Origin of the sequence: Nostoc favosum CHAB5714 (assembly GCF_020829495.1) — a bacterium.
Lineage (GTDB): Bacteria > Cyanobacteriota > Cyanobacteriia > Cyanobacteriales > Nostocaceae > Nostoc > Nostoc favosum.
Window position 1 is genome coordinate 1 of record NZ_JAIVFQ010000093.1, and the last position, 25,296, is coordinate 25,296.

The window sequence follows — 25,296 nt, forward strand, 5'->3', positions numbered from 1 at the left end:
TTCTTGTACTCTATGATTTCTAAGTTAGTCACCCTCATGGTCATTCAGTTGTCAAGGTTCAGAACCTTGCGGCTAATCCTTCAAAACCTTTTGGGCTTGATTTCTAGCCAACGAATCGCACGAAAACTGTATTCTCGTCGCCAGCATTCGCAACGATAATCAGTGGTTTAGAAAAATCTTGGATTAAAGAGGCAGCGAGAAGAAAGCTTTTGGCGAAATTGGTTTCAACACCAGTCCTAACAATATAAAGTTCATCAGCACTGACGACAATATCCAGCTTCAGGTTGTCCTTTCCTTTGAATTCTTTAGTCGTTAGCCGCAGTGATGACAGATAGCCAGTTAATGCTCTTTGAGTAACAGGGATTTTCTTATCCTGGCTGATATTGAACTTATACCAGACGTAAGATTCCCCATCTACTTCCCCCTGATTGACATATAAATAAATGGGTTCGGGAGGGTTGCAAAGGCCTAATTTTATTTCAGTAACCATAAGAGTTAAAAATCCTCGGCAATCTCCAACAAAAAGCCGCATCCCGTGTTCTGCACTTGCACCAGTTCTCTATCCAGCAGAGTTTGAATCACTGAATCAGAGAATTGGAATTGCAGACGATGCAGAGGAACACAACCGCCACAAAGCCGAATCGAACGCAGCAAATGATTAGCCCTACGGTCAAAGTTGTCTGTAGAATTAGCCATTGGTGCTACCTCCAGTGATGGCTGCTAACTGTTGTTGCAGGATTGCTATTTGTTGTTGATAAAACTCAATCTCTGCGGTGATTTCTGAAAGTAATTCTTCTGGTGATAGTGGTTGGATTTGAGACTCTTGGAAGTGGAATAGTTCATCAGAGTTTTTGTTAGGCATCAGCGCATAGCGCCAGCCATCACCAAATTGTTCAGCTAATTCAGTACCATTCGGATAGTATTGAAGTCCCAGAATGATGCCCTGTTGTGTGCGCTGTTCCAAAGCAAAGCGCGGGTAGTCCCAGTGCTTCGGTATCGAGATTGTGGGTTGCATTGATTTAATGGGGATTGTTGAGAATGTGGTGAGAGGTGATCGCAGTTGTCAAGCGATCGCTCTTGTATTGCGAGAATTACGCCGTCACTAACTCCCGCCTTTCTGCAACAGCCTCATACTGTCTCAACTGCTCCCACTCACCAGCAGTAAGCATCTCAAATGGGCGGTCTAGTAATTCTTCGCACAAAGGCGCTTCTGCATGGGGTAGCACGTCCACCATCGACAGCCACCATACCGCTTCCATTGCCGAATCACAGGGTTGTTGCTGACATTCCCCACTACGCATCACCCACCAAGAGTCATCGGTGCATCCAACCTCGCCTAATTTCTGGTCATTCTGGTAAATACCATCGTCCAGGATTTCAAACCCGTATTTCTCACATTCGGTGAAAATCTGCGCCATGACTTCGTTACCAGTGGTGCAAAGTGCTTCAGTTTGTGCGGGTAGTGGCTCGTTGAGTGTTCCATCCTGGTGATGCCAAGTGATGTAGCGGTGGCATCTTGCCCATGTGTTTGCGCGGAATTTCTCTACACCGTTGACTATCACTACCCAAGGTTGGGTTAAATCATTGTCGTGGGTGATGCTGGCTATCAGTTCATTAAGAGCATAGATTTCGTGATCGTAAAAGCTGATTTCTACGGTTGTCAGTTTTTCAGAAGCTACGGGTTGGGCTGTGGTTTGGTTGTCAACTTTCTGAAGCTGAGTGGATTGGTGGGTGATGATTGCGTTTACCCAGGTTTCGGTGGCTCTCTTGTCCCCGGTGGGTGTTATGCCGAGTTCGGCAGCGATTGCTTTGAGGCTCTTGAGGTTATAGCGGCAAAGGGCTTGCTGTGTGTAGACGGGATGGGTCATAATAAAATTTCCTGTAAAAGGGTCAAAGGGCGATCGCTTCCAATTTGCGAGAGAGGGGTGATTGCCTTTTGCTAACTACTAATATAGCAAGGCTGCTATATTAGTGTCAAGCTTGCATATTAATCATTTCCCTTGCTATATTAAAATGAATCACTTTAAGTAAAAAGCGATCTAGCTATAAAAGCATTAGTGGAGGAAACTATGAGAGTAAGGACAAGAATAAAAGACTCTCAAAAAATGATTCGTTGGCGGCTTAGGATATTAATGGCGGAAAAAAAAATCAGCAACAAGGAGCTTGCTGAACTTTCGGGTATTCACCCAACCTCTATCTCAAAACTAAAAAATGCCGATGAGATTGAACAGATCAGTGGGAGAGTTTTAAACAGTCTATGCAACGGTTTGACAAAGGCATATCAAGCTACAGGTGATAACCGCGTCATTACACCGGGAGATTTGTTTGACTATACTTTTGATCATGATGGTGATCCTACGACTGCTGAAATTCAGTCAACAGCAGTAGAAAAAGCCGAGAATGAGCAATTACCTAGTTCTGGTAAATCAGCTAAAACTAATACTCAGGTAGTATGGTTAACGCCTAATAAGGAGGCATCATAAGTATTTTTCCTTCTGAGCATACCTGAGCTAGAAGAGGTGGATAAATGGACACCCCCACTCCGTAAGCGTAAAAAGGTCACCTCTGCCACATCACTCGATCCAGGATTGCTCAACTCAGACATCGCCCCTTCAGAAAATCCAGCTTCAGCAATCATTGATGTTCCTGCTGTTGAAGTACCTGAATTGACCGAGCAGGAGATTAGCGATCGCCTACTCCTGGAGAGGAAAGTGGAACGGGCGTTTTTTGAGGCGGGAAAAGCGCTGACGGAATTGAGGGACAGGCGGCTTTATCGCTCCACACACAAAACCTTTGAAGAATACTGTCGCGATCGCTTTGGGCATAGTCGGCAACAATCAAATTATTTGATTGCCGCAGCTGGTGTTTACGAAAATTTGACAACCATTGGTTGTCAAAATGTGGCAAATGAGAATTTGACAACTAATGGATCACAAATTCTGCCCACGAGTGAGCGCCAAGTCCGACCCATGACAAAGCTTGAACCCCAGGAACAGCAGGAAGTGTGGCTAACGGCAGTAGAACTCGCTGGCGGTAAAGTTCCCAGTGCCAGAATCGTAACTGATGTTGTGCAGCGCATCATGGAAAGGACGAAAGTACCCAATACCTCAATACGGTTCAGTTAAGCAAATTTATCTGTTAAGGCAGGCAGGGGGAGCAGGGGAGGCAGAGGAAGCAGGGGGAGAAAAAAAGCTTAACTGAACTGTATTGCCCAATACCTACCAAATTGGCGAAGTATGCCAAATCCTTGCAAAGGACAACCCGGAACTCAGAGGCAAAGGTGGCTGTTGGGCGATTGTCAGCCAAGTAAATGATTTCAGTTGCACGGTGAGGATGTGGGATGGCGAGTACGCCGTTGGGTTGCAACACCTGAAGTCCTTCAACTATCTGCCCCAGGAGTGTCAGCAGATCCAATCCTTGAGCGATCGCCTTGCGCGAATATATTCAGATTCGCTGGAGGAGACAGTTAAAAGTCTATTGCAGTCGTTGGGGAAACTGAATCGGCCTTATTTGACGGCTGTTGAAGAGAAATTGTTGAATGTACTGGAGTCTGAATATGGGGAAAGATAATGTGACTTTAAGAAGATTTTGGACAGCTTTTGGAAGGAGAAGTTGGACAAGTTGTACGCTGAAATACCTATAACTTCGTGAAAGTAAGAATAAAGGCATCGTCCATTTAGAAGAAGAAAATGGACATGGTAACAAAAATGGAAGAAGAAAGTGGACACAAATACCATAAACTAAAAAGGAGAATTAAACTCCAATTAATCAATGCTTACAGATGAAGAGTTTGAGCAATGGTGTAATGAAGAGTGCTGAGTTCCGAGTGCTGAGTGCTGAGTTAAAAGACCACGCCACTTGCGGGTGGGGTATCAACCAACTCTTGCGTAAGAAGATTCCGCTTAACATCGGGCGGGGCTTGTACCAAGTACATAAGTGCTGAGTAGTTTTTTACTTACTCGCTTGCCGAGGCACTCAGCACTCAGGACTGAGTGTAGTCAACTCAAACTAGCCCAAAATACCCGCCCTCTTATAGCTCAGATTCGGAAAGGGCCACCATCTCGTAGAGTACAAGGGAATTATGGCAATGTTTGTGGTAATTATTGTAGTCAAAAAATGGGTCATACCATTCAGTTTGAATCTCATCGAGGAGAATTAGCACATATTATTGACAAATTAGAGCATAACCGAGAAGTTTTAGAATATTACGACCAACCACCGCCAATAGAATTAAATTATATTTCAAAAAGTAATCGCCAAGTTCGTACAAGTCATACTCCTGATTTTTTTGTAATCGAATTAAACTGGGCAGGATGGGAAGAATTTAAACCAATTAGTGAATTAATCAAAAAAGCACAACAACAACCAAACCGCTACGTTCAAGATGAAACCGGAAATTGGTTTTGGGGACTTCCAAAAAATAAATTATGCCATTATCAATAATGATAATCATTTTTATGGGGGGTGGTGAAGGGGTTGCCGACGGCAGCCCCTTCACCACCCCCTTTTGTAGTAATTTGAATAATGATTGGATTTTTGAGTGTGGTATGTCTATAGTATTAACTGATTCTCTTAAAAAGTTGTTGATTGAAACTGCATTTCAATTAAAAGGTTCAGCCAAGCGTAAATTTATGGCGCAGACAGTTCAGGGCTTGGGTTTAGGAGGACAAAGACTTGCATCATCAGAATTAGGATGGAATCGAGACACAATTAGGAAAGGGACAAGAGAATTAAAAAGTGGTATTACTTGCGTTGATAACATGAGCGCAAAAGGACGTTATAAAGCAGAAGAACACCTGCCAAATCTTTTAGAAGACATAAAAAATTTAGTTGACTTTCATAGTCAAGCTGATCCGAGTTTTAAAAGCCAAAGACTATATACAAGACTTAGTGCCGCCGAAGTCAGAAACCAATTAATAGAAAAGTTTGGTTACAGTGATGAAAATTTACATACATCAGAAACTTAACTTCAAAGTAGACGACAAGTGTATAGATTCTTCATGCATAGATGAGGGGGAGAAAAGGGGTTGCCGAGGGCAACCCCTTTTCTCCCCCCTTAAAATGATTATCATTCTTGAGAAAACCTGTCTCTTGTTTTTCTTGGAATAATTTATTCTTTGGAAGTCCCTTACAGACAGCGATCGCAGGTGCAACAAATACCCATACAGGGCTGCATCAAGCCATACATGAACTACACCACGGCTTAGTTAACAAAGCGAAACAACTGCTGGCGCGACAGATAGCGGAAAAGAGCGAATGTGCTGATGGTGTTGTAGGGCTAGTGCTACAGTTGCAGCAGGGGATTTTGAGAGGGGGTGTGTTCAATTGCAAAAATTATTTGAGTTATAGCATTGAGTACCTCAAGTCTCAGCACCGAAATGTTTTTGATTTAGGCTAAACAACTACCTCAAATGGAATTGACATGACAGCTAATTTCTTTGTATCAATTCCACGAATATCCGGAGGAAGTTGTATATCTTCGGCATAACTTTCACTTCGAGTGCTTCTATCTAAATCATCAAGTAAACTATTAGTCAAATTCAAAAATTCCTCACCAGTCACTCCCGTAATGAAACCACGTTTATCAGCTAGTTCTCTAGTTGCAGCGAGGGTTTGTAGTATCTCAAGGGAATCGCGCAATGGTGCGCTACTAGCGATGATAAGTGCTTCAGAAAACCCTAGAGGTTCGGTAATAGTGATGTAAAATTTATCATTTGGTTCGGGAATTGAAATTTGTTTTCCTGGTTCGACTAATGTGTTACCCGACTGTTCTAAGGGGACAGATATTTCTCCATTGCTGTCTATTGCTAAAACACTGACGTATAGTTGTATAGATTCATTATTTTTAATTTGGAAGACAATATTCATTTTTAAACGTAATTTTGGTATACCTGAGTCAGAGATATTTATCGGTTTATTAGCTATTGGTTGGTTAAGTGTTCCGGTATTTTTTTTGAGACTACGAGTTGTAGAAATCTGGCTGATTACTTGGTTATTATCAGCGATAACCATTGTGGCACTAAGATTTATTTGTGATGAATTGCTATTGCCCAATGTATGTTTAACAACTTTGGTCGCTAGCAGTAAATTAAGTTTAGATTGTAGGCGTGTTACTGCTTCGGTGATGGTTTCATCTGCTTTTCCAAAAGAATTAGGAATAATTCCGTCCAAAGTTGGTGAGAATAAACCAAAACTACCCTCAGCAGGCAAATTTGCTTCTCGCTTTTTTTGTAGTTCGTGATACTTAGCCTTAGTCATGCGACCGAATATATACTGTACTTCTTTTTGTCCAAGGGGTAATGGTTCGATGCGCGTAATTGCTTGTAGCGCTTGTGTTGCTTGTGCAATGGCATCACTATCGAGTGAGATATTGTCAAAACCTATCTTTAAAGTTAAATCTCTGGGAATGGTGCGGATGCGTTCTTGCAACAACATTCCTTTCTCTAATTTTGTTTGTATAGGTGCAGTCTTGAGCAACTTTCCCTTAGCATTCAACCCTTGACGAGATTGGATTTGCACAAGTCCCTGTCCTTCACCTTTTGCATTGACAATAGTTAAAATTGCTTTTTCGTTAAATGCTTCTAAACTTTGTGAAGGTATCCCACCTAACCATAAATCTACCTGGGAACCTTTTGCATCAGTGACTACAGCTTCTGCTGGAATTGTTGTAACGACGGGTGAAAAATACAGTGATGGATTAGAATTTTGTTTCAAATTGAACTCAATTTCAGGTTCTTGATATCCACTTCCTTGATTCCAAACTACTTGTTTGGTATTTTGATGGATATTTATAAAAGTTCTGCTCAAAGGTTCATTACCAAACTGCTGCCAGATTTGCTGTGTCAAACTGTAAGTAAAAGCACCTGCATTAAAATCATTAAATCTACCATCAAGAGCTAATTGATTGCGTTTAGCGGCGCTTATTACAATACCTTTTGCAACATTTTTTCGACGTTTACGAACAAATTCTGCCTGAGAAAGTCCGGTTTTTGCTAACCATTTACGCTGTACTTCCAATTCTGCGGGACTGGGTAAAAAATCACTTCCACCATCGCGCGATCGCACTGCAAAATTACCCCGCTTTGAACCCCCAGAATAACAGCTATCCAACACTACCGTGACATTTTCAGTTGACAACGCATACATGAGTAAAAATAAAGTATGTCCCATGATATCTTGCACTACACCACCATTTGCAGGTAGAGAAGCATCATGAGGAACAAGAGTACCGTTAAGTCCATCTGATGTATCGCGTTCTTGATCTGACACAAGCGAACCATGTCCGGAAAAGTGAAACACCACCACATCACCAGGTTTAGCTTGTTTAATTAAATGTTGTTCAAATGCTTCTAAAATTCCCTGGCGTGTAGCTTGGGCATCAGTCAAAGTCAAAATATCTTTTTCATTAAAACCAAAGCGATGGGTTAATAATTCACGCTGTAATCGAACATCATTTATGCAACCTTTTAAAGAAGAAATGTTATTAGTATAGTCATTGATTCCCACAAGTAATGCTAGTTTACGTGAAGTGTTTTGCGCCAGCGTTTTACTATATTGTTGGGATTGGCGAATGATATATAGTTGACTGATAGCTGCTGTGAAGACAGTAGAAGTGGCAAATTGGATAAAATGACGGCGTTTGATCATAGCTAACTAATTAGTAAAAACCTGCCTAATATTTACTTCTAAAAAGTTATCGCGATCGCAGAACAGCTTTAGTACCTCCAGATGCAGCACCTACGGCTGGGCAAAAAACAGCTAAACTTGCAGCAGGAGGGAAAAATGCGGTAGCAATACCATCTAGAGCATAGCAAACTAACGCTCCCCCAACCGCAACTCCAGCTGTCGTTACAGCCCCGTTCACAACGCCATTAACAAAAACCTGAGATGGATCGTTTGGGGATCTTTCACTATCAGGAGAATTGGCATAATTAAAGTTGATTGAACTGTTATCCCCTTGATGTATAGTGATATCAGAATTTGGAGGGAAGCCTGCAAAATTATTTGTATAAGCATATGCAGGTCTTGTAATTCCTGTGATTGAAATAGCTAATGCAACAATAATGGCAATCAGATACCGTAACATTTTTTCTCCTTGCTGAACGTAAATAGGAATTAGAAACTGTTATCAATACTTAGAAATGGTTCAGAAAACTGGGCAGACTTTCAAAAAAAATAAGCTCCAATTCAAATGTTATAAAGCCGCACAAAAAGGAGCCAGAACAGCAGCAGGAGGAAAGAATGCTGTAGCAATTCCGTCAAGTGCGTAGCAAGCCATTGCTCCGCCAATTACCGTTACTGCATTTTCCACAACTCCTGTCACAACATTGTCAATCAATGATTCGGATGAATTCTCAGTAGTATACTTATCGGCAGAATTGTTGATATGGTTAAGGTTGACTGTACCGTAATTTCCTTGATTAATAGAGAGGTGCATTTCTCCCTGATTTTGATAGAGGCTAACTGAACTGTTATCTCCCTGCGTGATATGGATATGATGGCTTACAGACACACCAGAAGAATCATTTGTGTAAGCGTAAGCAGGCTCGATCGCTCCTGCAATAGCTATTGCAATTGCAACGATGATAGCAATCAAATTCCGAAACATATTTTTTCCTCTTACTAAATAATAAAAAAATCAGAAGTGTATTTTTATATGATTTTGAAGGGGCACGATATATCGTGCCCATCAAGGAATGATTATTGGAGATAATCAGTATACTGAAGGAGCCATTCGAGAGACTGAGCAGGACGCTCTACACACTTTAATAGTTGGTAAGGATTACTTTGAATAATGCATGAAGCGTATTGTAATGTTATGGATTGGCATTTGAGTGCAATGTGTTGTAATTGCAGATTGTTAGGGTTAGCACTTGCCCGATTAGTATATTGAGAACACAAACTAAGTGCCATATTTCCGTTCAGATGTACATCAGCTTCTGGTACATATACATCAGGTATTTCTATTTCTGCATTTGCTGTTGAGGTAAAACTTAGACAGGTGATGGGAAAAGTAGATGATAAGATAATACTAACAAGCAATTTTTGGAGTTTGAGCTTCATAATTAATAGACCCTATTGATGGAAGTTTGTAGTTTTGGAAAATCAACATTAATGAGGCTGCTAATGTTTTTAAAATTTAACTATTTTACTGACATTAGCTTCTATACCATTTGCTACATTAGTAAGTCTTTTCCAATGAGTTTGGGAACCCCACATTTCGTAAGTGACTATTAAACCAGAACCAACAGGTACTTTAAGTTGGTTGTCATACCATACAAAAAAGCGATTCCCTTTATTAGTTTCAACTGCAATCTTGTAACCGCCATTGCTATAATCCCAACCAAATGCTTGTATAACTGTGACAGAAAAGGTTTGTTGTTGAGCGTATACAATCTCTGCTGGAACTATTGTTGCTGCACTCAAGGTTATTGTGCTAATCGCAGGTATAAACCAGTTTCTCATAATAGAATTCTCCTTGTTGTTTGTCTGAAAAGGAATGAAAATTTCTTGCTTGATACCAGTCAGGCAAGTAATCTCAAACTGAAAGATATTCGCTGGCGATCGCTACCACTAATTTCAATACGGTTCAGTTCAGGGTTATTGGTGTAGGTAATTGGTCTTTGAAGACGCGATAAATCGCGTCTCTACATGAGTGTTTTGTTGCTCATTCTGAACTGTATTGCCACTAATTTTGGTATTTTTAACTGACTGTGAATATCTTGTGTTCTCTAAAATCTATATACTTCTCGTTGAAAACGAGAATATGCAAAATTTGATAGTTGATTTTGGCATTAATCTCAAATCTTTCAGGTTATTACTCTAGGGGAATCTCTAGACAGGTAATGTAATCTTCTGAAAAAGAATGAATTCCATTACCAGATATTTTTAACAGACAAGATTTTGTCTGACTTGAGTGGATGCGAATTGTTTCTGTTGGAATTTGTAAGAAAGTTTGCTCACCTTCGCCAACAGAACAATCATCAGGCTGAAAGTAATTCAGGCGAGTGTCGCAATTCAAAGTAACTGGTGTGCCAATATCTGCCGCAGATTTGCTAACATTTGCTTCTTGAGCGAAAACACTAGTTGAATTTGCACCCACAGTCATTGCCAAAGTCAATCCGCTTAATAAAAATTGACGCCGCAATTTAGCCTTCTTTCCACGAGAAGAACCTAAAATAGTTAACAACATAGATGATATTCCTTTTATTTAATATCTCTTGATGTCTCTATAATTTATATATTTCTCAGTGAAAACGAAGATATGCAAAAACTTTTACTCTGCATTCCCAATAATCGTAAAAGCTGCCCAATATGCAGGGCTGGGATGCTTTTGCATAGTCTTTAACATCGCTTGGCGCAAGGCTTTGGCTTTGTCGGGGCTTCGTTGCAATTCTTTATAAAACTCTTGCATTAATTCCGAGGTAGAATCATCATCAAGCGCCCACAGGGAAACAACTATACTTGACGCACCCGCACCCAGTAAGGAGCGAGATAATCCCACCACGCCATCACCAGTAATTTCCCCCCTACCTGTATCGCACGCACTCAGAACGACTAAATCTGCTTTCAATTTCAAGTCAATAATTTCTGTAGCTTTCAGCAGTCCTTTGTTGGTTTGTTGCGGCGAAGGAGGAGAATCAGCAGAAAGAACGATCGCTCCCGGAATGCGATCGCCAAAACCATCGAGTAAACCATGTGTAGCTAAATGGATAACCTTGGCATTTTGTAGCTTTTGTAACACAGCCGATTTCGTTGCTTGTTTACCAATCAGAGGCTGAATCTTTAATAGCTGTCCGATTGTTCTTGCTTCTTTTTCTGCGCCTGGTAAAGGTGACAGTCGCTTTGGTGGAATACCAACAAAAGGCATTGTTGGATTACCGACTAATAATACATCCCCTGATTGCAAGGAGCTTAAATTTAATCTTTCAGGATTTTTTTGCGTGTAGTCTAATAACTGAATTGCTGGAGCAGTTAGAATAGTATGTTTTTCAATTAGATATTTGTTATCAGCTTCTTTGAGAGCAGGGAAGGGAACAAGAAATAGCGATTCATGAGGTATAAAAATTACACGCTCATCTGGATTCTTAGGGAGATGCTTGGCAATAGGTTGAATTAGAATCTGATAGAGTTGTTGTAGATTTTGTTGTTGGTTTGTTCCTACTTTTGGCACAAATTGAATACCGCGTCCTCCCACACCAATAGATTGACGACTCTTGGCTACTAATTGCTTTAAAGGAATTTTTAGAGATTTTAAATCTACTTTTTGAAATATGATTTTACCTGTGGGTTGTACTACCCAGATATAGAGTTTTTCTGAGGACATTTCATCTTTAGTTTTTAGTTGAAAAGATTCATCAATCACGGAGTACTCAACAACTGTTGCTTTTTGTTGTTGGGCGATTTTTGTAAGTTGAGTGATAGTTGGTAGATTATTAACTGATGCATTATTTGTAGCTGATTTTGACGACAGTAAATCGATTAAGCTTCTGGCTTTTCCGCGTTCAGAAGCTTCTAATGCTTGCTCTATCTTATTTTGACCTATATAACTTTGCTGTAAAAGGTTGTAGGTCTTGGCTTGTTGTTCAAATATTGAAATTTTCTGGTCATCTTTTAATTTGTTCCGCAACAAGTCCATAATTTCAATTGCTTCAAACAAATATTTTTCAGAATCAATATACTTTTCTTGAAAAATATAAAATTCTCTTAAGAGTTAAACTTTCACATTTTTTATCGTTGATTTCTTTACAGATTATTAAAGCTTTATGGAAAATTATCAATGATTCTTGAAACTGACTTTTTTCATATAATTTCAATCCATCATCGAATAAATTATCTGCTTCATTTTGACGTTCTTTATTAGCTTCTAGTTGAGCAAATAAAAGTGATGTTTGATTATCTTTTACACTTTCTCTAGTTTTTTCTGAAGATATTACTACTACAGGGGATAGTAGTAAAAACAGTAGATTTAGCAATGCATTTATATAAATACTTCTTAATTTAATATTAGGTTTTTTCAAAATCTAATCTCTATATATAATCAAGTTGAACCTATTGTAATGCTGTTCGGATAAAAATTTTTTTCTGAACTACTAAACTAGGAGTTATCAAAATTACATAACTTTCTTGGAATTTCTTCTCGGATCTTCCTTAAATCAGCTGAAGGTTTTTCCACAGAATACGCTTGCTGCAACGCATCTGACCATAATTCCTTCTGTACAAAATACTGAGTTTTCTTTAGAGCAATCGCTTCACTTCCTTTTCCTTTGTATTCTTCCTCCAAAGCCTTCAATTCATTATTAATTAGCTGTCGCTGTTGTGCTTGCATGACTTGAAAGCGAACATTTCCACTCGGCTGATTTTGTGAATTTTCATTAAACACGACCCAATAATAGGTTTCACCTGGTTGTAATTCGTCTGTGTAATTAGCAAAATTTTGCCCTGGTTTTATTTCCTGACTCCACAATGTTGTGTCTATATTTTTATTTAGCGCGACTTTTTCCACCTTCCCTTCCCATAGAAATAACGGACGGGTACTCCAAATCACTCTAGGTTGTTCTGGTGCGTCGGGAGATATCATACAGGTAGTTTCAAGATTACCCTGTAAAGGACGACCGCCAGCTTTGCGTGGTTTGATGGGTGGTTTTGGCTTTGATGCAGGGAAAAAAATATTTATCCAAGATAGAAGAGGGTTCTCTGATAACGCTGAGTTTGATAAAGAAGGTAAACTAATAATATTTATTGTTAATAATAATAAACTTGTTTTTATATACTTGAACTTACTCATAAGTTTCTCTCGTTAAATATGCAGATATTATGTAAAACCAAACCGTTAATGATGGTAACAGCCAGGGTAGAAGAATTGCGATCGCCCAAAGATAGATTTGTAAGCTCAAAATACCATATATTGCTGTAGCTGCGCCTAAACTTAGCAAAAATTGCGATCGGAGACGCGGATTTTTTTTGATTAAGAAATATAAAGATTTACCTATGAAAGCAGCTAATAAAATCATCCATAAATCAGGTATGGGTATAATAAATCGTTGATTAAGGTAATGATGCACGTTGTAAGCATGAATTTCACCACCAGTAAATACTTCGTTTACATTATTCGGGTTTTCGTATAAACGCCATTGTTTTACAGCAGGAGGTAAATCAAAATTATCTTCCCCATCTTTAGACATTCCCGCTTCACCATATCCGCCAGGTGCAATAATAACAATTTGGTTTTGCAAGTTGAAGATAGTCGAATCTTGACTGTTATTTTCCCAGAATTGCCAAGCTGGAATAGTGTGATAAATTTGATTTGGAGAAATTGAAAAATCAATAATTGGATGCAACCACATTTGACCAAATCGATAGCTAAATTCTGTTAGTGGTTGCAGATTAACTCGTGGTGATTGGAAAATATTGTTCTTCAGTTTGTTATTTTTAATAAAAGTGTAAATATCTTTAATTAAGTCATTTTTATTATCTAATTTTGGTTGCTGTACCTGTTGTATTTCTGTCTCATCTGTGTTGGCGGAGACAGAAATCACACCTTGCCGTTTCTGTTTGGGTATCGCAGCTAATTGTGATGTTGCCTTTTCTAGTTGATGTGATAATGCTAATAGGCTAGAAAAAGAATATGCTTGAGATTGATTAGATTTAAATTGCTGGCATTCAGGTTCGTTCGATGAAGAAAAAAGTGGCAGATAACCCGGTAGAACTTCAATTTCTCCTTGCAAACTCCAGTTACACTTAGCAATTTCAGGGATTACTTTTAGGGGTTCTCCATTCAACGCACTGGTTGTTGCTAAGACAAACCATGTTGGCTGCGATGAATTTACCGCTGTTTGCAGGGAATTCGCTAGTACTTCATCATTTTTACCTTGATATCTATCAAGTAGAAAATCAATTCCAATAACCTTAGCACCCTTTTCTCGTGCTTTATCAACTAATTGTGCTATGACCTTTCTATCCATTGGTCTAGGGTGAGAAACTTTAGCCTTTCTAATTGATTCTTCATCAATTTGGACTAATAAAACTGGTGGAATTTTATGAGATTTCTCTTCAGACTGTACTTGTCCTATAAGTTGACGGTAAATAGCTTGTGATTTTAGACGTTGTTCTAAGAGACTTTTTTGTATAGGTAGTTGTGTACTTACAATAAATAAAGCGGAAAGTACAACAGTTTCTAAGCGAGAAGGTAATATTTTTTGTAACCTATCATTAATCCCTGGTTGAAAGCGAAACAAACTAGCTTCTGGATGCAGAAACAACGACGGAATCAGATAAGCACTCGGATATTTTAAATTGTCTTCTAATTTTAGATATTGGCAAGCAGAAATTAAAGCTTCTTGAACATCTTTATATTCACCTAGTGCTTTTAAAAGTTGTAGTAAAAATTTAGAAGCAACTTTATTATGAATAGGTTCGCGCATGATTGCAACTTGACTAAAACCTAAGTCAATGAGAGTATTAGCGATACTCAAACCATTACAGGAATTAAATAATGCAAACTTCAATCCTTTGGCGATCGCAATATTCAATAAAGGAGCAATTTCGCTAATTGATATCGCATTATTAGGAGCAATTCCAACTTCACCACCTGTCAAAACTGTTTCATTGCTATGACCTGCAAATAATAAAATATCCCAACCTCGTTGTGATGCGATCGCTGTTTTCAGTTCAGCTTTTAGTTCATTAATATCTTTCCCAGATTGCCAACCAACAAATTTAACTTCATCTGTATTTTTGAGGTCAGCAATTGCTTTTTTTTCTGCTTCAAAGTTTAAGCCAGTATCATCACCTAAAATCACTAAAACTCTAGCTTTACCGCGACAGATATGATGTTGATTGATTAGTTTTTGAGAAATATTAATAGGAGTTCTAACAACATTAATCTTGATTGGAGAAAATGCAGACTCCGTACAAATCTCCCAACTTTCCCAGGGTAAATGTGCTAGTTCAACAGCATCACAAGTAATGAAAAATTTAATCTTTGTAGATTGAGAATTTTTTGTTAAAAAAGCAGCTTGAGTAATTGCTTGGCGAATTTCATATAAGTCTCCACTGCGTAACCACTTATGAAATTCCAATAAAAATTTAGCTTCTGCTTGCACTAACTTTGCTTGCCAATCAACTGGCGGTGTTGCAAAACTACCTTCACTTTCTACCCGTCCTCGCAGAGAATTATTATCAGAACTTAGATTCTTATAAAAACTTAGATAATTTCTTTGCCATTCTTGGTAGAATAACGTGAGGTTTTCAGGATAGGAAGTTTTGGCACTGAGACGTTGTGTTGTTCCCCAAGATAATTCAAATAAGCAAACTTGTTCGATGCGTTGCACCTTCAAATAGAGGTTAGTCATTTTCATTTATTATTTATTAGTTGATATCAACTAATCAAGTTCAGTTAAAGGTTGTTGGAGAAACTAAATTTATGTTCAGGCTTAACTAAAATTTATCGTGTCACCATAGACTTTTATAAACCATTACCAATTAATATGAATGGTGCCCAGTAATAAGGGTGTGAATAACCGCTTATAGGTTTTTCATTTCTTGAAGCTGTGCCAGGTTTTATTCTACCTTCAAAAGCACGTTGTTCTGAGTTTTCAGTTTTAAAGTTCTTACCGCGTAGTAAACTCAGTTGTGCTTGACGCAATGCTTCTGCTGTTCTTGGAGAAGCATTTTGCCCACCATCTTTAGCCAAATTACTGTAAAATCTTTGCATCAGTAAACTAGTACTTTCATCAGCGACTTGCCAAAGAGAAGAAATGACTGCTTTAGCTCCGTTGTTCATGAAATAGTAAGCAAGGCTGTTAATTTCTACACCATCTTGATAGGGGCCAGCAAGGGCTGTTTGACAAGCTGACAATACTACTAAATGAATGCCACTTAAACCTCTTAAGCTATTAATTTTATAAAGTTCGATTGGTTCATAATTTCCGGAAACGAGAAAAGATTCGTCTTTTTTATCTGGAACAAATTTACCGTGAGTTGCAAGATGTAAGATTTTATGTCCTCTCAAATTATCTCGTAAGGTAGTAAAGTCAAAAGCATTATTGAGATACTCTAAACCCGGATAAATTCCCTGTTTATTAGTCTTATTGCGGACAATGGCATTTAGTTCTTTGGGTACATTTCGCAAACTCTTGAAACTTAAACCTTGAATATTGCCAGAGTTTGACAATCCCATTGCTAAAACAGGGGTATTTTCGATTCCGGTTGGCAATTTTTTATCCATATCTGTCAGATCTGCGGACAAAACATTATAGACGGTGTATTTTTCAATCAGGTATTGTTTCCCGTCAAATAATGCACTCATAGGAACGTATCGTGTCACTCTATCTAACGCAAAGACAATATTCTTAACTGGGTTAGCTTTGAGTTCTGGTTCTAATGGTTTGATTAACCAGTTGTAGAGTTTTTTGCTAACTGCTTGCACTTTGGAGATTTCTTCACCACCACAATAAACAAGCTTTTCACACTTTTCCATTAACTGGCGAAATTCCAAGACTGTTTTACCTAATTCCTCTCGCTTGACTGAAATTTCTTGCTTTTTAACAACATCCCCTTCGGAGTACATCAATAACCAAAGTCTGTTTTCCACCACTAAGGGATAAATCATTACAGTTCCTGGTTTTGATTCGACAATTTCTCTAATTTTTGCTTTGTTTCTAGGGTCGAAGAAAGCATCATCTTTTTGACGGTTTTCGCGGATTTCTTGTTCAATTAACTGCAACTGTTTTGTAAAATCTTCCGTCAAAGTTTGTAGTTTGTCATTTAACTCTGTTTTCTGAGGACAGTTTGCGCGATCGCACTCGCTGATTTGTCGTCCAAGAGCAATTATCGATTCACCTCCAGCTTCAATTTTCTTCTCAAAGTCAGTCTGTGGTATTTTTACTTCTTCACCTCTAGCACCGCGATCGGCTACAAATTCGCGTATCTCTTGCGTACCTAATAAATCACGTACTACTAATGCTTCTTTTTCTCTTCCTTGGGAGAGTAACAAGTCAACTAATTCGCGGTAAACATCAGATACTTTTCTGCGCTCAAAATCAATCGTTACATTTAAAAACGAGTTTTGATATTGTTGTGATAACCCTTTAACACCACGTCTAATTTGTTCAAACTCATCAATTGATTTTTTGTAATAAGCAATGGCAGTAGTCGGCTGATTTAAATCTGCATAAGTTCGAGCTAAACCAGCATAAATTCCTGCATTCTGACCTAATTGACTTGCTGGAATTTTAACAGATAACGCCCCTAGATATGCTTGAATTGCTTCCTGCTTTCTACCAAATTTATTATGAACTAGACCTAAAGTTTGTAGCGCTATCTTTTGAAAATAGGGGTTTTTAGTTTTTTTGGCAAGTTCTAAATTAGTTTTAGCTGCTTCCGTAGCTATTTGGTCATTGCCTAATTCACCATAACCTAAACTTCGCACCGCATTTCCAAAAAACTGTGTCCCTAACATTCGGTAGTTTTTAGAAATAGCTATTCCCCTTTCAGCATATTCAATAGTTTTCTCTGGTTCTCCTTTATTAAAATAACTAAGAGCTATAGAGAATAAGCTTGCTGCCTCGATTTGAGGATGTTGTAATTTATGTGCTGTGGAAACTGCTTGTTGAGAATAATCGATGCTTTTTTGGTAATCTCCTAAACCTCTATAAAAATCAGATAGAGTTCCCAGTAGATTCATCTCATTATAAGCCCGTTTGTTCTCCTTTGCATCTGTGAACATTTCCTCCAATATTTTCTTAGCTTCTTGGTAGTTACCTTGAGCATTTGCAATCTGATAGAAAATTGATAAAACTTTAAGCTTGTTATTAACATCTTTAACTTTTTTAGCATTAACTTTTTCTAAAGCAATTCCTCAAGACTTTTTTTGAAAAATTTTTGTCCAAGAGTTTCATTTGGTAACTCTCGTGTAACTTTCAATCCTTGGTCATAGAATCTGATTGCTTCTTCAAATTTTCTCATCTTTACATAATGATTAGCAATCTGAAAAATAATTAAGCCTTGCTGTTGCTTATCCTTTAATTTTATTGCGATATCTAATGCCTGTTTCCAGAATTCAATTTCTTGTTTAAATTTACTTTGCTGTTGGTAAAGATTAGCTATCTTAGAGAGATAAAACAGTTGTTGTTGTTTATCATTTACTTTTTTTGCTGCTGATAATTTTTGTTCAAAAAACTTACAAAGTTGGTCATATTGTTGTTTATTTATGTAAATCTTCTCAATCGTAGAGACTATGTTATTCTCAAAAACACGATTTCCAGATGCTTTAATTAAAGGTAAAGCTTCTTGATAAAGCTTCAAAGCTTGATCGCTCTTATTTTGGTTAGTATAAATAGTTGCGATCGCCTCTAAACTCCTACCCTCTAAAGCACGATTTCCTATTTCTTTGTTAACACCTAAAGCTTTATTAAACCACTCCAAAGCACGAGGATAGTCATCAGCATTATTAGTATTAAGATAAGCTTGCCCTATTCTCCAAAGTGTAAAACCTTCTTGAAATTTATCCCCTACTTCTTGATGTATCACCAGTGCTTGCTGTAAAAGTTGCAAACCTTTATCTTGTTGTTTTAAGAAAGAGTATGTCAAACCAATTTTACTAAGAGTAACTGCTTCGCCTGCTCTATCTTTTTCCTGACGACGAATAACTAATGCTAGCTGTAATACTTCTAACCCTTCCTCATTTTTTCCCAAATTTAAATAAGCTACACCGATATTATCTAAAGTCTCTCCTTCTCGCTTACCATCCTTCAGTTCTCTACGAATCTTTAAAGCTTCTTCTAGAACTTCTAACGCTTTGTCATGTTGCGATAAACTGTTATAAACCAAACCAATCTTATCGAGAGTGTCTCCAATACCTGCTTTATCTCCTAACTGCCGTCGAATCTGCAATGCCTGTTCATATGTTTGCAGTGCTTTTGCATATTCTCCTCGTCGAAACTCTTGTATCCCTTGTTGGTAAAGCTTTTCTCCCTCAGCCTTACTGTCTGGGGTTGTTACCGTCTGCGCTAGGGTATGTTTGATTATCAAATCAGTTACCGCTATCGGGGATTTTTCAATAAAAAAGTATCTAAAAATCTCTTGTGGAGGTAGGCGTCTCGCCTGGTTTTTAATAATAAGGGTGGGCGGTGAGTCCAGCTTAGCAAACGAGTCTCCCAACTTAGGAGACTGACGAATTCCAACGGGAACGCCCACCTTACAAGAAGAATCATTTATTTCTTGGGAATTTATTGTCCCAGAACAAGAACAATTTAGTGAAAATAATAAAGTAGCGATGGTAAGTCTTCTCATACCTTGAGACATGGTAAACCTCTTGGTGTTACACACGGATTACTAGTTATTATATTTCTCAAGGTAGAGCAGGTTATGCAAAAAAAAGCAGAAATTTCATCAGTATTATTACCACATTCTAGCTATCACAAATATTATTAAATCTAATGTATTTTTGTTAAATTATACAAAGAGATTTAGCTTGAAAAAAGGAGTAGGAAATGGGGAATAGGGAGTAGGGGAGGAAAAATTTTTATTTACATAGACTATTATGAAGGCGATCGCTCCTCCTGTTGCTTCTACTTATAGAAACTAGCTGAGATTCTCAAACCAAGCTTCTAAATCTGCAACAGAAGAAAAATCCAGCAGTGCTTCACCCAGATTTTCTAGCTCAGGGGTTGACAAATTTTCAATTCTGCCCTTTAGCTGTGGATTAATTTCTCCCAAGCGACGGTTAAGTAGGCGCATCAGCAATTTTAATTCTCCTTGTTTTTCCCCTTGTTCAAGTCCTTTTCGCATCCAACTGGTAACTATCTGCATAACTTTTTCCTGCTCTTTTGGTTCAATGGTAGCAAGTTGTTCTTGAAACACGACTTCTTCTTGAGAATTTAATTCTAAATATGTATCAATAAAGCCGGAAATTAACTGTACTTGTGCAGGGTTAAGTCCAAGACTTGTTAACAATTGTAATGATGTTAGTTTGACTTGGGGACGTTCAGTTGCACTCATCTGCATTTTTGCCATCAAAGCACTAGCCACAGGATTTCGCTGATTGATAAAATCCTGCCAGTGTAATTGATTTAACTGGATAACATCATAATTAAACTCTAATATGATTTTCTTTCCTAACTCCAGTCGATAAGAATTTGGTTCGAGTGTTTTGGGGCTATCGTGAGAATAAATGACAATCGGATAAATGGGAAGTGCATATTTTTCGTGCAACCGAGCAAAATAGGTAAACATGCGTCGATTAAAGCCAGTCTGGGAATAAGATTGATGTTCGATGTGAATGATAAATAAAGTATCTTGGCTTTTCAATGACGCTTTCACAACAATATCGAGGATTTTTTTTTCTCCTTCGGTAACATCCGTAATCACTTCCAGTGGTAAAAACTGTATCGAGTCACGTTCCCATTCGGCACTAATATCAGGAAAAAATAGCTCAATAAACTCTGGAAAAAAGTTAGATAGGAGTTCTTTAAACAGGCGATCGTGGTCTATCATTTCATCATTTTACCGAATTTTACTAGCCAAACATAGACGTAACCAAAGTTATAAATAAACTTTACCTTTCCAAATCAAACGCAAAGGTCGGTAGAGTCACCTCTACTCCATCCATTAAGCTCACACTAACAAGAAACTTCTCATCCCAGTTTCCCACCACACGAGTAAATATATAAGAATCATTATTTCCTATTTCTAACCCTCGCTTAACTAGAATATTATTTTGGTCACTGATACGAAGTTTTAGATGATGCGGTAAGCTGTTTAACGCTGGAGCGCCTAAAATCACTAATAAAGCCCACTCTGGTTTTTCCGACTCGGACATCAGATGCCAAGTTACAGCATATAACCGTAGAGGTACTCCAGCGATCGCTATGTCTTTAAAAGCTGCACGCGATTCTAAAGGAATTTCCTCTTTCCTGTCTCGCAGTTGTGCAACAATTATCTCAAATTCTTCCGCAGGACTACGCATTGCTGAAGTGGGTGTAAGAGTTGGTAACAGAACCCAAGAAAAATCCTGTGCTACTTCATCCAATTCATTCCACAACCAGCGTCCAGCGTTAAGGACTGGTTGTGTAATTAATTTCAACAAGTCTGGTAGATAAGAAACGGATAGTTGGGGTTTGACTTCTGGGAAAGCTTGAATTTGTAAATTATAAATCCAATTGAGTAAATCAGGACTTGTTAGCACTGCGATCGCTTGTTCCCAAGTTAAGATTTCCCACAATTCGCGTTCTGGAGATTGCAACTGTGGTAACAAATTAATTAACTCGCTTTCAAATCTAGAAACAATTTCCCTGCGATTAGTAGGTATTGCTGGTAAAGCTATTGCATCTAATTCTAAACACCGTAGATATAGTAATAAGTTGTCTGGATTATCATCAAACCAAGACATAGAAAAATGATAATTCCAGTGCGAGTCTGGTTGTAAATGACTGCTTGCACATCTTTCTATGATTTGTTGATAAGACAAAAAGGCATAAATATTTGCAGCTTCTTGTTCTTCTAACACTTCAACAACAACATAAAAGTGAGCAACATATTCTGGTAAATCAATAACTACTCTTGGTAAAATTACTGTTTCATCTGCTAAATTTCCTGTGGCTATTAAGCAAATTTTAAAATCACCAATTTGTAAATTAGTAACTACGTCAATAACACTCGCCAATGTATGTTGTAAAATAGTACATTTTTCTGGATTCAGTTTTTTTGCAATTCCTCTTTCACCAAGCCAATTTTCAAAAGCTGACAGTGCCAAACTATTTAAATAAACTTGCCATTGCTTTAACTCATTAGGAACTTTATTACTAATATCTAATGCTCGGTTGACATCATCAGCCGATAAAATAATCGCAGAAGTCGGTAAACTATCAAAATCAATAACAGAGATTGCTTCAATTGGCTTAGATGTGTTATTCATAGTCAATTCTTCCTTGTGTTTAAGTATTCGCATAAATATACACTTATTTTAGTGCTAACATCTTCAGCTAGTGCATCTGTAATTTGTTTGTTCAGTGCCTTGAGACTTTCTAAGTCCGAATATAAGTTTATATCTCGAAGATGATTAAAGATATCGTTACCCAAGTTTTTCAGTACTTCTTTTTTCAGCAGTTCTTGATGTACATCAGCATATAACTCCTTAAGCTTCAGTAACCTAGACACCGCATCCTGCGCTCGTATTCCTAAACGCTTGGCAATTTCAGTCATTGCTATATTTTGGCATTCGGATAATTCTAGTGCTATCAAAAAATTTTGCGCTTTATCACCTTTTTTCCGTTGTAAATATTCCACTCTTGATTCTATAACACTTGTTAAAGCTTGCCGTAAATAAGTTTGTGATTGTTGGCGATAAAACTCTAAAAAATCTTCAATAAATTGTGCTTTATTCCCTTCCAAATAATTCTCGTCTAGCAAATTATCGGCAACAGAAGCAGAAATTTCATCTATTCTAAGTTTAGATTTATCATCAGCCTGATTACCAGCAATTGGAGCATCTATGGATTCTCCAAGAAAGGAACCACCTCTCTTATAAATTCGGTACTCTCGCAATCGAGAAGCAAGTGTTTGCAACTCCTTGATGACAGTTTGAGAATCCACGACTCTAGCGCTCTTTTTAGCGATAAGTGCGGCTATTTTTTGTAGTTGTAAAGTCGTCGGTGCTACACATTTTTCGTGAGTTCCTCGTCTACCGTCTTTCAATCGCTCAAGCCGATACACCTCATGATAACTTTGTAAAAGACATTCAGCATTTTGAATTTCTGAATTTAACCAATTATAAAAGTTTTGAAGAACCTTTGTTAAATACGGAAGTTTAGTATCATTCAAAATTGCCCAATCACTAATCCTATAAACACCACACTCTAACAAAAATTTGTTGAGAGGTTGATATTGCTTAAACTTCCTTATCGTCCAGGTAGTAAGACTGCTTCCCTTTGTTGAGTCAAAACTCTGAAGAATTTGGCGAGAAAAGCATTCAGGGGAACCAGGTCGCGGTTCTTTACCATTATCATTCAGTACATAGGGCAACAAATCACTAAGACTAAATTTATGATTGTTAGCAAAATTTGCTTTCAATTTCACACACTCCTGCTTCAAAATCCAAGAGATAAAGCACAGCAAACAACGTTCTGCATCTTTAGAAGAAGCTTCTTTATACCAACGCAACAATTCACGCTGGATATCGCCATCAACAACATCTACAGGTTCCAAATCGTCAAATATCTGAGTAAAAAATTTCTGAGCATCAGGAAATTGTTGGTACTTTAGCGTTCTTGTGGCATCAATTATAACTAGTGTCCAATATCTTGAGGCTACTCTCATAAGCATTTATATTCATGAGTTATTATCAATTTTCACATTCCCATATTGTGAACATGCAAACCAAATTTTTTTACAGATTTTTCCTGAGTCACCAATCTAACCTTTGCAAAAGTTTTCCAGTACACAGATTTCAAATGACAGGCTTGGTATTGCTTCAATACTAAGTATAAATAGTGACGATACAGAGTACGAGATAATAACCTTTCGGCAACGTGTCTTTCCAAGGTTTATATATACCGCTATTAAGGTGAAATTGGATAACGAGATAAGCGAGATTCCCTACTCAACAGCTTGAGAAGCTCAATGCCTTACATCTTTTATTAATTCTCGAACGATTGACGTTATGCAATTTTATGATTTCCCGTCTGTCAAGTCTAAGTACTGAGTCAACTAAAAAACATCTTGCCGTTAACCATCACTAGCCACGGTTGGGTGACTAAATCATCGTGGTCATAAGCGATGTAGGCTATCAGTTCTTTGCCACAGTAGACCTCGTGGTGGTAGAAGTTGATTTCTACGGTTGTCAGGGGTTCGGGAGTGATTGCTTGGGCTTGGGCTGCGATGTGGCGGTCGAGTTCGGTTTGGGCTGTGGCTTGGTTGTCGGGGGCAGCAGGGGTGAGCTTCTGAATCTTGCTGGCTTGATATTCAGCGATGGCTGCGCCAACGCCAAGGGCGAACGCACTAATCCAAGAATCCTTGCAGCGTTTGTCGCTTACTTCGACTGTGCTTTGCGTTTCGCTGTAGATTTGCTTGAGCCGCGCAATGGATTTGTGGGGCAGCTGTTGATGACTGTAGATTTGATATGTCATGATTGATGAGCCTTTAAATTTAGGGCAAGAGAAGCGCTTGAGATTGCGAGTCCAGGGCGCTTCTCTATATTGTTATTATCTGCTAACCCGTTAGCGCTTTTCAATAGCACAACAAAGTTTTTTAACTGAGTTTACTAATCAGATAATTTAATGAGATATAATACACTCTTGGTAAACTTAGGTAATGAATATGAAGCAGCTAAGAGAAAGAAAAGGACTAAGAACAGTAGATGTTGCTAGCCGTGTAGGTATAGCAGAATCTACCGTTCGTAACTGGGAGTATGGGAAAACTATTCCAAAACTACGAATTGATCAGTTCAGCGAACTCATGAAACTGTACGAATGCAGTTTTGATGAACTGATGACGGCAGTAAAGAAATCAGCTAATGCTCTCGAATGAAATAAACCTTTTAACTGTTACTTTTTTGCTTCTCCTGAAGGGATGATCGCTTCTGTCATCTTAAGTATTTATTACGTTGCAATGAACTTCAAGCTACCATTCCTTGCATTTGGCGCTCGGTAAATCCGTTTCCCAGTATGGATTAGCCATAACTGCTGATAGTTACGGAATATGTATTAAGCAAGATTAGCTCAACTGAGTTGCAACTTAATGTCGATTTGCTTCATAGAGTGGAAACGGCGTTAATCAATATGTCAAACGAGGAAGATCCGGTTTCAGCAGACATAACTGTTACCTCTGTCGAAGTTTCAGAGTTGACCGAGGAAGAACAGCGCGATCGCCTGCATCTAGAGCGCCGTGTGGAAAGAGCAGTTTTTGAAGCAGGTAAGGCACTGGCGGAACTCCGCGATCGCAGGCTGTACCGTTCGACGCATCGCACATTTGAGGAATATTGCCGGGATAGATTTGGTCATAGTCGTCGCCAGTCTTATCTTTTAATGGATGCGTCTGTTGTTTTTGATAACTTGGTTGAAATTTGTGATCAAATTGATCACAAATTGCCGACAGCAGAGGGGCAAGTTCGACCCATGACAAAGCTTGAACCCCAGGAACAGCAGGAAGTGTGGCTAAAGGCAGTAGAACTTGGGGTAGATCTGGCGAAGCTGTCACCAAGTGCAAACTAAACCGTTTAGTTTAAAAACAGAGCATAACTATATACGTTTTTCTTTGAGTCAGGTGATCATTATCGCTTCTTGTGCGATCGTGTTAAGA

25 protein-coding genes and 3 pseudogenes are annotated in these 25,296 nt (G+C 38.3%); 8 read left to right on the forward strand and 20 right to left on the reverse strand.

Annotation, left to right across the window (positions count from 1 at the left end; translation table 11 throughout):
• Positions 1-115: 115 nt before the first annotated feature.
• From LC586_RS32490 to LC586_RS32505, 4 genes and pseudogenes are all read right to left on the reverse strand, one after another.
• Positions 116-490, reverse strand: a pseudogene (locus LC586_RS32490) (hypothetical protein); the annotation flags it as partial.
• 5 nt (positions 491-495) lie between these two features.
• Positions 496-696, reverse strand: coding sequence for a hypothetical protein (locus tag LC586_RS32495; protein ID WP_229489577.1), 201 nt, complete (start codon positions 694-696; stop codon positions 496-498).
• The gene (locus LC586_RS32500; protein ID WP_229489579.1) at positions 689-1,015 is read right to left on the reverse strand and encodes a hypothetical protein; all 327 of its coding nucleotides are present in this window, start codon (positions 1,013-1,015) and stop codon (positions 689-691) included. The genes LC586_RS32495 and LC586_RS32500 overlap by 8 nt, the downstream gene beginning before the upstream one ends.
• Positions 1,016-1,091: 76 nt before the next feature.
• A complete protein-coding gene (locus tag LC586_RS32505) occupies positions 1,092-1,868 on the reverse strand; it encodes a hypothetical protein (protein WP_229489580.1) in 777 nt (258 codons plus the stop codon).
• A 237-nt stretch (positions 1,869-2,105) separates the two neighbouring features.
• Between LC586_RS32505 and LC586_RS32510 the strand changes: the two genes are divergently transcribed.
• The 6 genes and pseudogenes from LC586_RS32510 (at position 2,106) to LC586_RS32535 (ending at position 5,398) form a co-directional block, all read left to right on the forward strand.
• A complete protein-coding gene (locus LC586_RS32510; RefSeq protein ID WP_267921766.1) occupies positions 2,106-2,483 on the forward strand; it encodes a helix-turn-helix domain-containing protein in 378 nt (125 codons plus the stop codon).
• Between the two features lie 36 nt (positions 2,484-2,519).
• Positions 2,520-3,125: a hypothetical protein gene (locus LC586_RS32515; protein ID WP_229489582.1), complete on the forward strand. Its 606-nt coding sequence runs from the start codon at positions 2,520-2,522 to the stop codon at positions 3,123-3,125.
• A gap of 82 nt (positions 3,126-3,207) precedes the next feature.
• Positions 3,208-3,570, forward strand: a complete 363-nt coding sequence (locus LC586_RS32520) for a hypothetical protein (protein ID WP_229489583.1) — start codon at positions 3,208-3,210, stop codon at positions 3,568-3,570.
• A gap of 546 nt (positions 3,571-4,116) precedes the next feature.
• Positions 4,117-4,443, forward strand: a complete 327-nt coding sequence (locus tag LC586_RS32525) for a Tn7 transposase TnsA N-terminal domain-containing protein (RefSeq protein WP_229489584.1) — start codon at positions 4,117-4,119, stop codon at positions 4,441-4,443.
• Between the two features lie 110 nt (positions 4,444-4,553).
• Positions 4,554-4,964: pseudogene (locus LC586_RS32530) on the forward strand (ISAzo13 family transposase); the annotation flags it as partial.
• Positions 4,965-5,074: 110 nt separating this feature from the next.
• Positions 5,075-5,398, forward strand: coding sequence for a hypothetical protein (locus LC586_RS32535; protein WP_229489585.1), 324 nt, complete (start codon positions 5,075-5,077; stop codon positions 5,396-5,398).
• On the opposite strand, the gene LC586_RS32540 is transcribed toward LC586_RS32535, so the two are convergent.
• From LC586_RS32540 to LC586_RS32615, 16 genes are all read right to left on the reverse strand, one after another.
• Entirely contained in the window at positions 5,395-7,647 is a 2,253-nt protein-coding gene (locus LC586_RS32540) for a caspase family protein (RefSeq protein ID WP_229489586.1), read from the reverse strand. The genes LC586_RS32535 and LC586_RS32540 overlap by 4 nt on opposite strands.
• Before the next feature lie 46 nt (positions 7,648-7,693).
• Positions 7,694-8,086 (reverse strand): hypothetical protein, encoded by a 393-nt coding sequence (locus LC586_RS32545; protein WP_229489588.1) that lies wholly within the window; start codon positions 8,084-8,086, stop codon positions 7,694-7,696.
• A 108-nt stretch (positions 8,087-8,194) separates the two neighbouring features.
• Positions 8,195-8,608, reverse strand: coding sequence for a hypothetical protein (locus LC586_RS32550; RefSeq protein ID WP_229489590.1), 414 nt, complete (start codon positions 8,606-8,608; stop codon positions 8,195-8,197).
• A 92-nt stretch (positions 8,609-8,700) separates the two neighbouring features.
• Positions 8,701-9,063: a hypothetical protein gene (locus LC586_RS32555; RefSeq protein ID WP_229489591.1), complete on the reverse strand. Its 363-nt coding sequence runs from the start codon at positions 9,061-9,063 to the stop codon at positions 8,701-8,703.
• Positions 9,064-9,132: 69 nt separating this feature from the next.
• Complete coding sequence (locus LC586_RS32560) at positions 9,133-9,465, reverse strand: hypothetical protein (RefSeq protein WP_229489592.1); 333 nt, start codon at positions 9,463-9,465, stop codon at positions 9,133-9,135.
• Between the two features lie 352 nt (positions 9,466-9,817).
• Positions 9,818-10,192, reverse strand: a complete 375-nt coding sequence (locus tag LC586_RS32565) for a hypothetical protein (protein WP_229489593.1) — start codon at positions 10,190-10,192, stop codon at positions 9,818-9,820.
• An 84-nt stretch (positions 10,193-10,276) separates the two neighbouring features.
• Positions 10,277-11,659, reverse strand: coding sequence for a CHAT domain-containing protein (locus tag LC586_RS32570; protein WP_229489594.1), 1,383 nt, complete (start codon positions 11,657-11,659; stop codon positions 10,277-10,279).
• Between the two features lie 13 nt (positions 11,660-11,672).
• Positions 11,673-12,020: a hypothetical protein gene (locus LC586_RS32575; RefSeq protein WP_229489595.1), complete on the reverse strand. Its 348-nt coding sequence runs from the start codon at positions 12,018-12,020 to the stop codon at positions 11,673-11,675.
• A gap of 77 nt (positions 12,021-12,097) precedes the next feature.
• Positions 12,098-12,787, reverse strand: coding sequence for a hypothetical protein (locus LC586_RS32580; RefSeq protein ID WP_229489596.1), 690 nt, complete (start codon positions 12,785-12,787; stop codon positions 12,098-12,100).
• Positions 12,780-15,353, reverse strand: coding sequence for a CHASE2 domain-containing protein (locus LC586_RS32585; RefSeq protein ID WP_229489598.1), 2,574 nt, complete (start codon positions 15,351-15,353; stop codon positions 12,780-12,782). Before LC586_RS32585 ends, LC586_RS32580 begins: the two co-directional genes overlap by 8 nt.
• A gap of 113 nt (positions 15,354-15,466) precedes the next feature.
• Positions 15,467-17,728, reverse strand: a complete 2,262-nt coding sequence (locus tag LC586_RS32590) for a CHAT domain-containing protein (protein ID WP_229489599.1) — start codon at positions 17,726-17,728, stop codon at positions 15,467-15,469.
• Between the two features lie 119 nt (positions 17,729-17,847).
• Positions 17,848-19,305 carry a tetratricopeptide repeat protein gene (locus LC586_RS32595; protein ID WP_229489600.1) on the reverse strand — a complete coding sequence of 486 codons (1,458 nt, stop codon included), beginning with the start codon at positions 19,303-19,305 and terminating at the stop codon, positions 17,848-17,850.
• Positions 19,306-19,584: 279 nt separating this feature from the next.
• The gene (locus tag LC586_RS32600) at positions 19,585-20,496 is read right to left on the reverse strand and encodes a DUF4351 domain-containing protein (RefSeq protein WP_229489601.1); all 912 of its coding nucleotides are present in this window, start codon (positions 20,494-20,496) and stop codon (positions 19,585-19,587) included.
• A gap of 61 nt (positions 20,497-20,557) precedes the next feature.
• Positions 20,558-21,916, reverse strand: coding sequence for a DUF1822 family protein (locus LC586_RS32605; protein ID WP_229489602.1), 1,359 nt, complete (start codon positions 21,914-21,916; stop codon positions 20,558-20,560).
• Between the two features lie 2 nt (positions 21,917-21,918).
• Entirely contained in the window at positions 21,919-23,205 is a 1,287-nt protein-coding gene (locus LC586_RS32610; RefSeq protein WP_229489603.1) for a hypothetical protein, read from the reverse strand.
• A gap of 497 nt (positions 23,206-23,702) precedes the next feature.
• Positions 23,703-24,125: a hypothetical protein gene (locus tag LC586_RS32615; RefSeq protein WP_229489604.1), complete on the reverse strand. Its 423-nt coding sequence runs from the start codon at positions 24,123-24,125 to the stop codon at positions 23,703-23,705.
• A 190-nt stretch (positions 24,126-24,315) separates the two neighbouring features.
• Between LC586_RS32615 and LC586_RS32620 the strand changes: the two genes are divergently transcribed.
• On the forward strand, positions 24,316-24,525 hold the full coding sequence (locus LC586_RS32620) for a helix-turn-helix transcriptional regulator (RefSeq protein ID WP_229489605.1): 210 nt from the start codon (positions 24,316-24,318) through the stop codon (positions 24,523-24,525).
• 251 nt (positions 24,526-24,776) lie between these two features.
• Positions 24,777-25,052 (forward strand): annotated as a pseudogene (locus LC586_RS42850) (hypothetical protein); the annotation flags it as partial.
• Between the last annotated feature and the right edge of the window lie 244 nt (positions 25,053-25,296).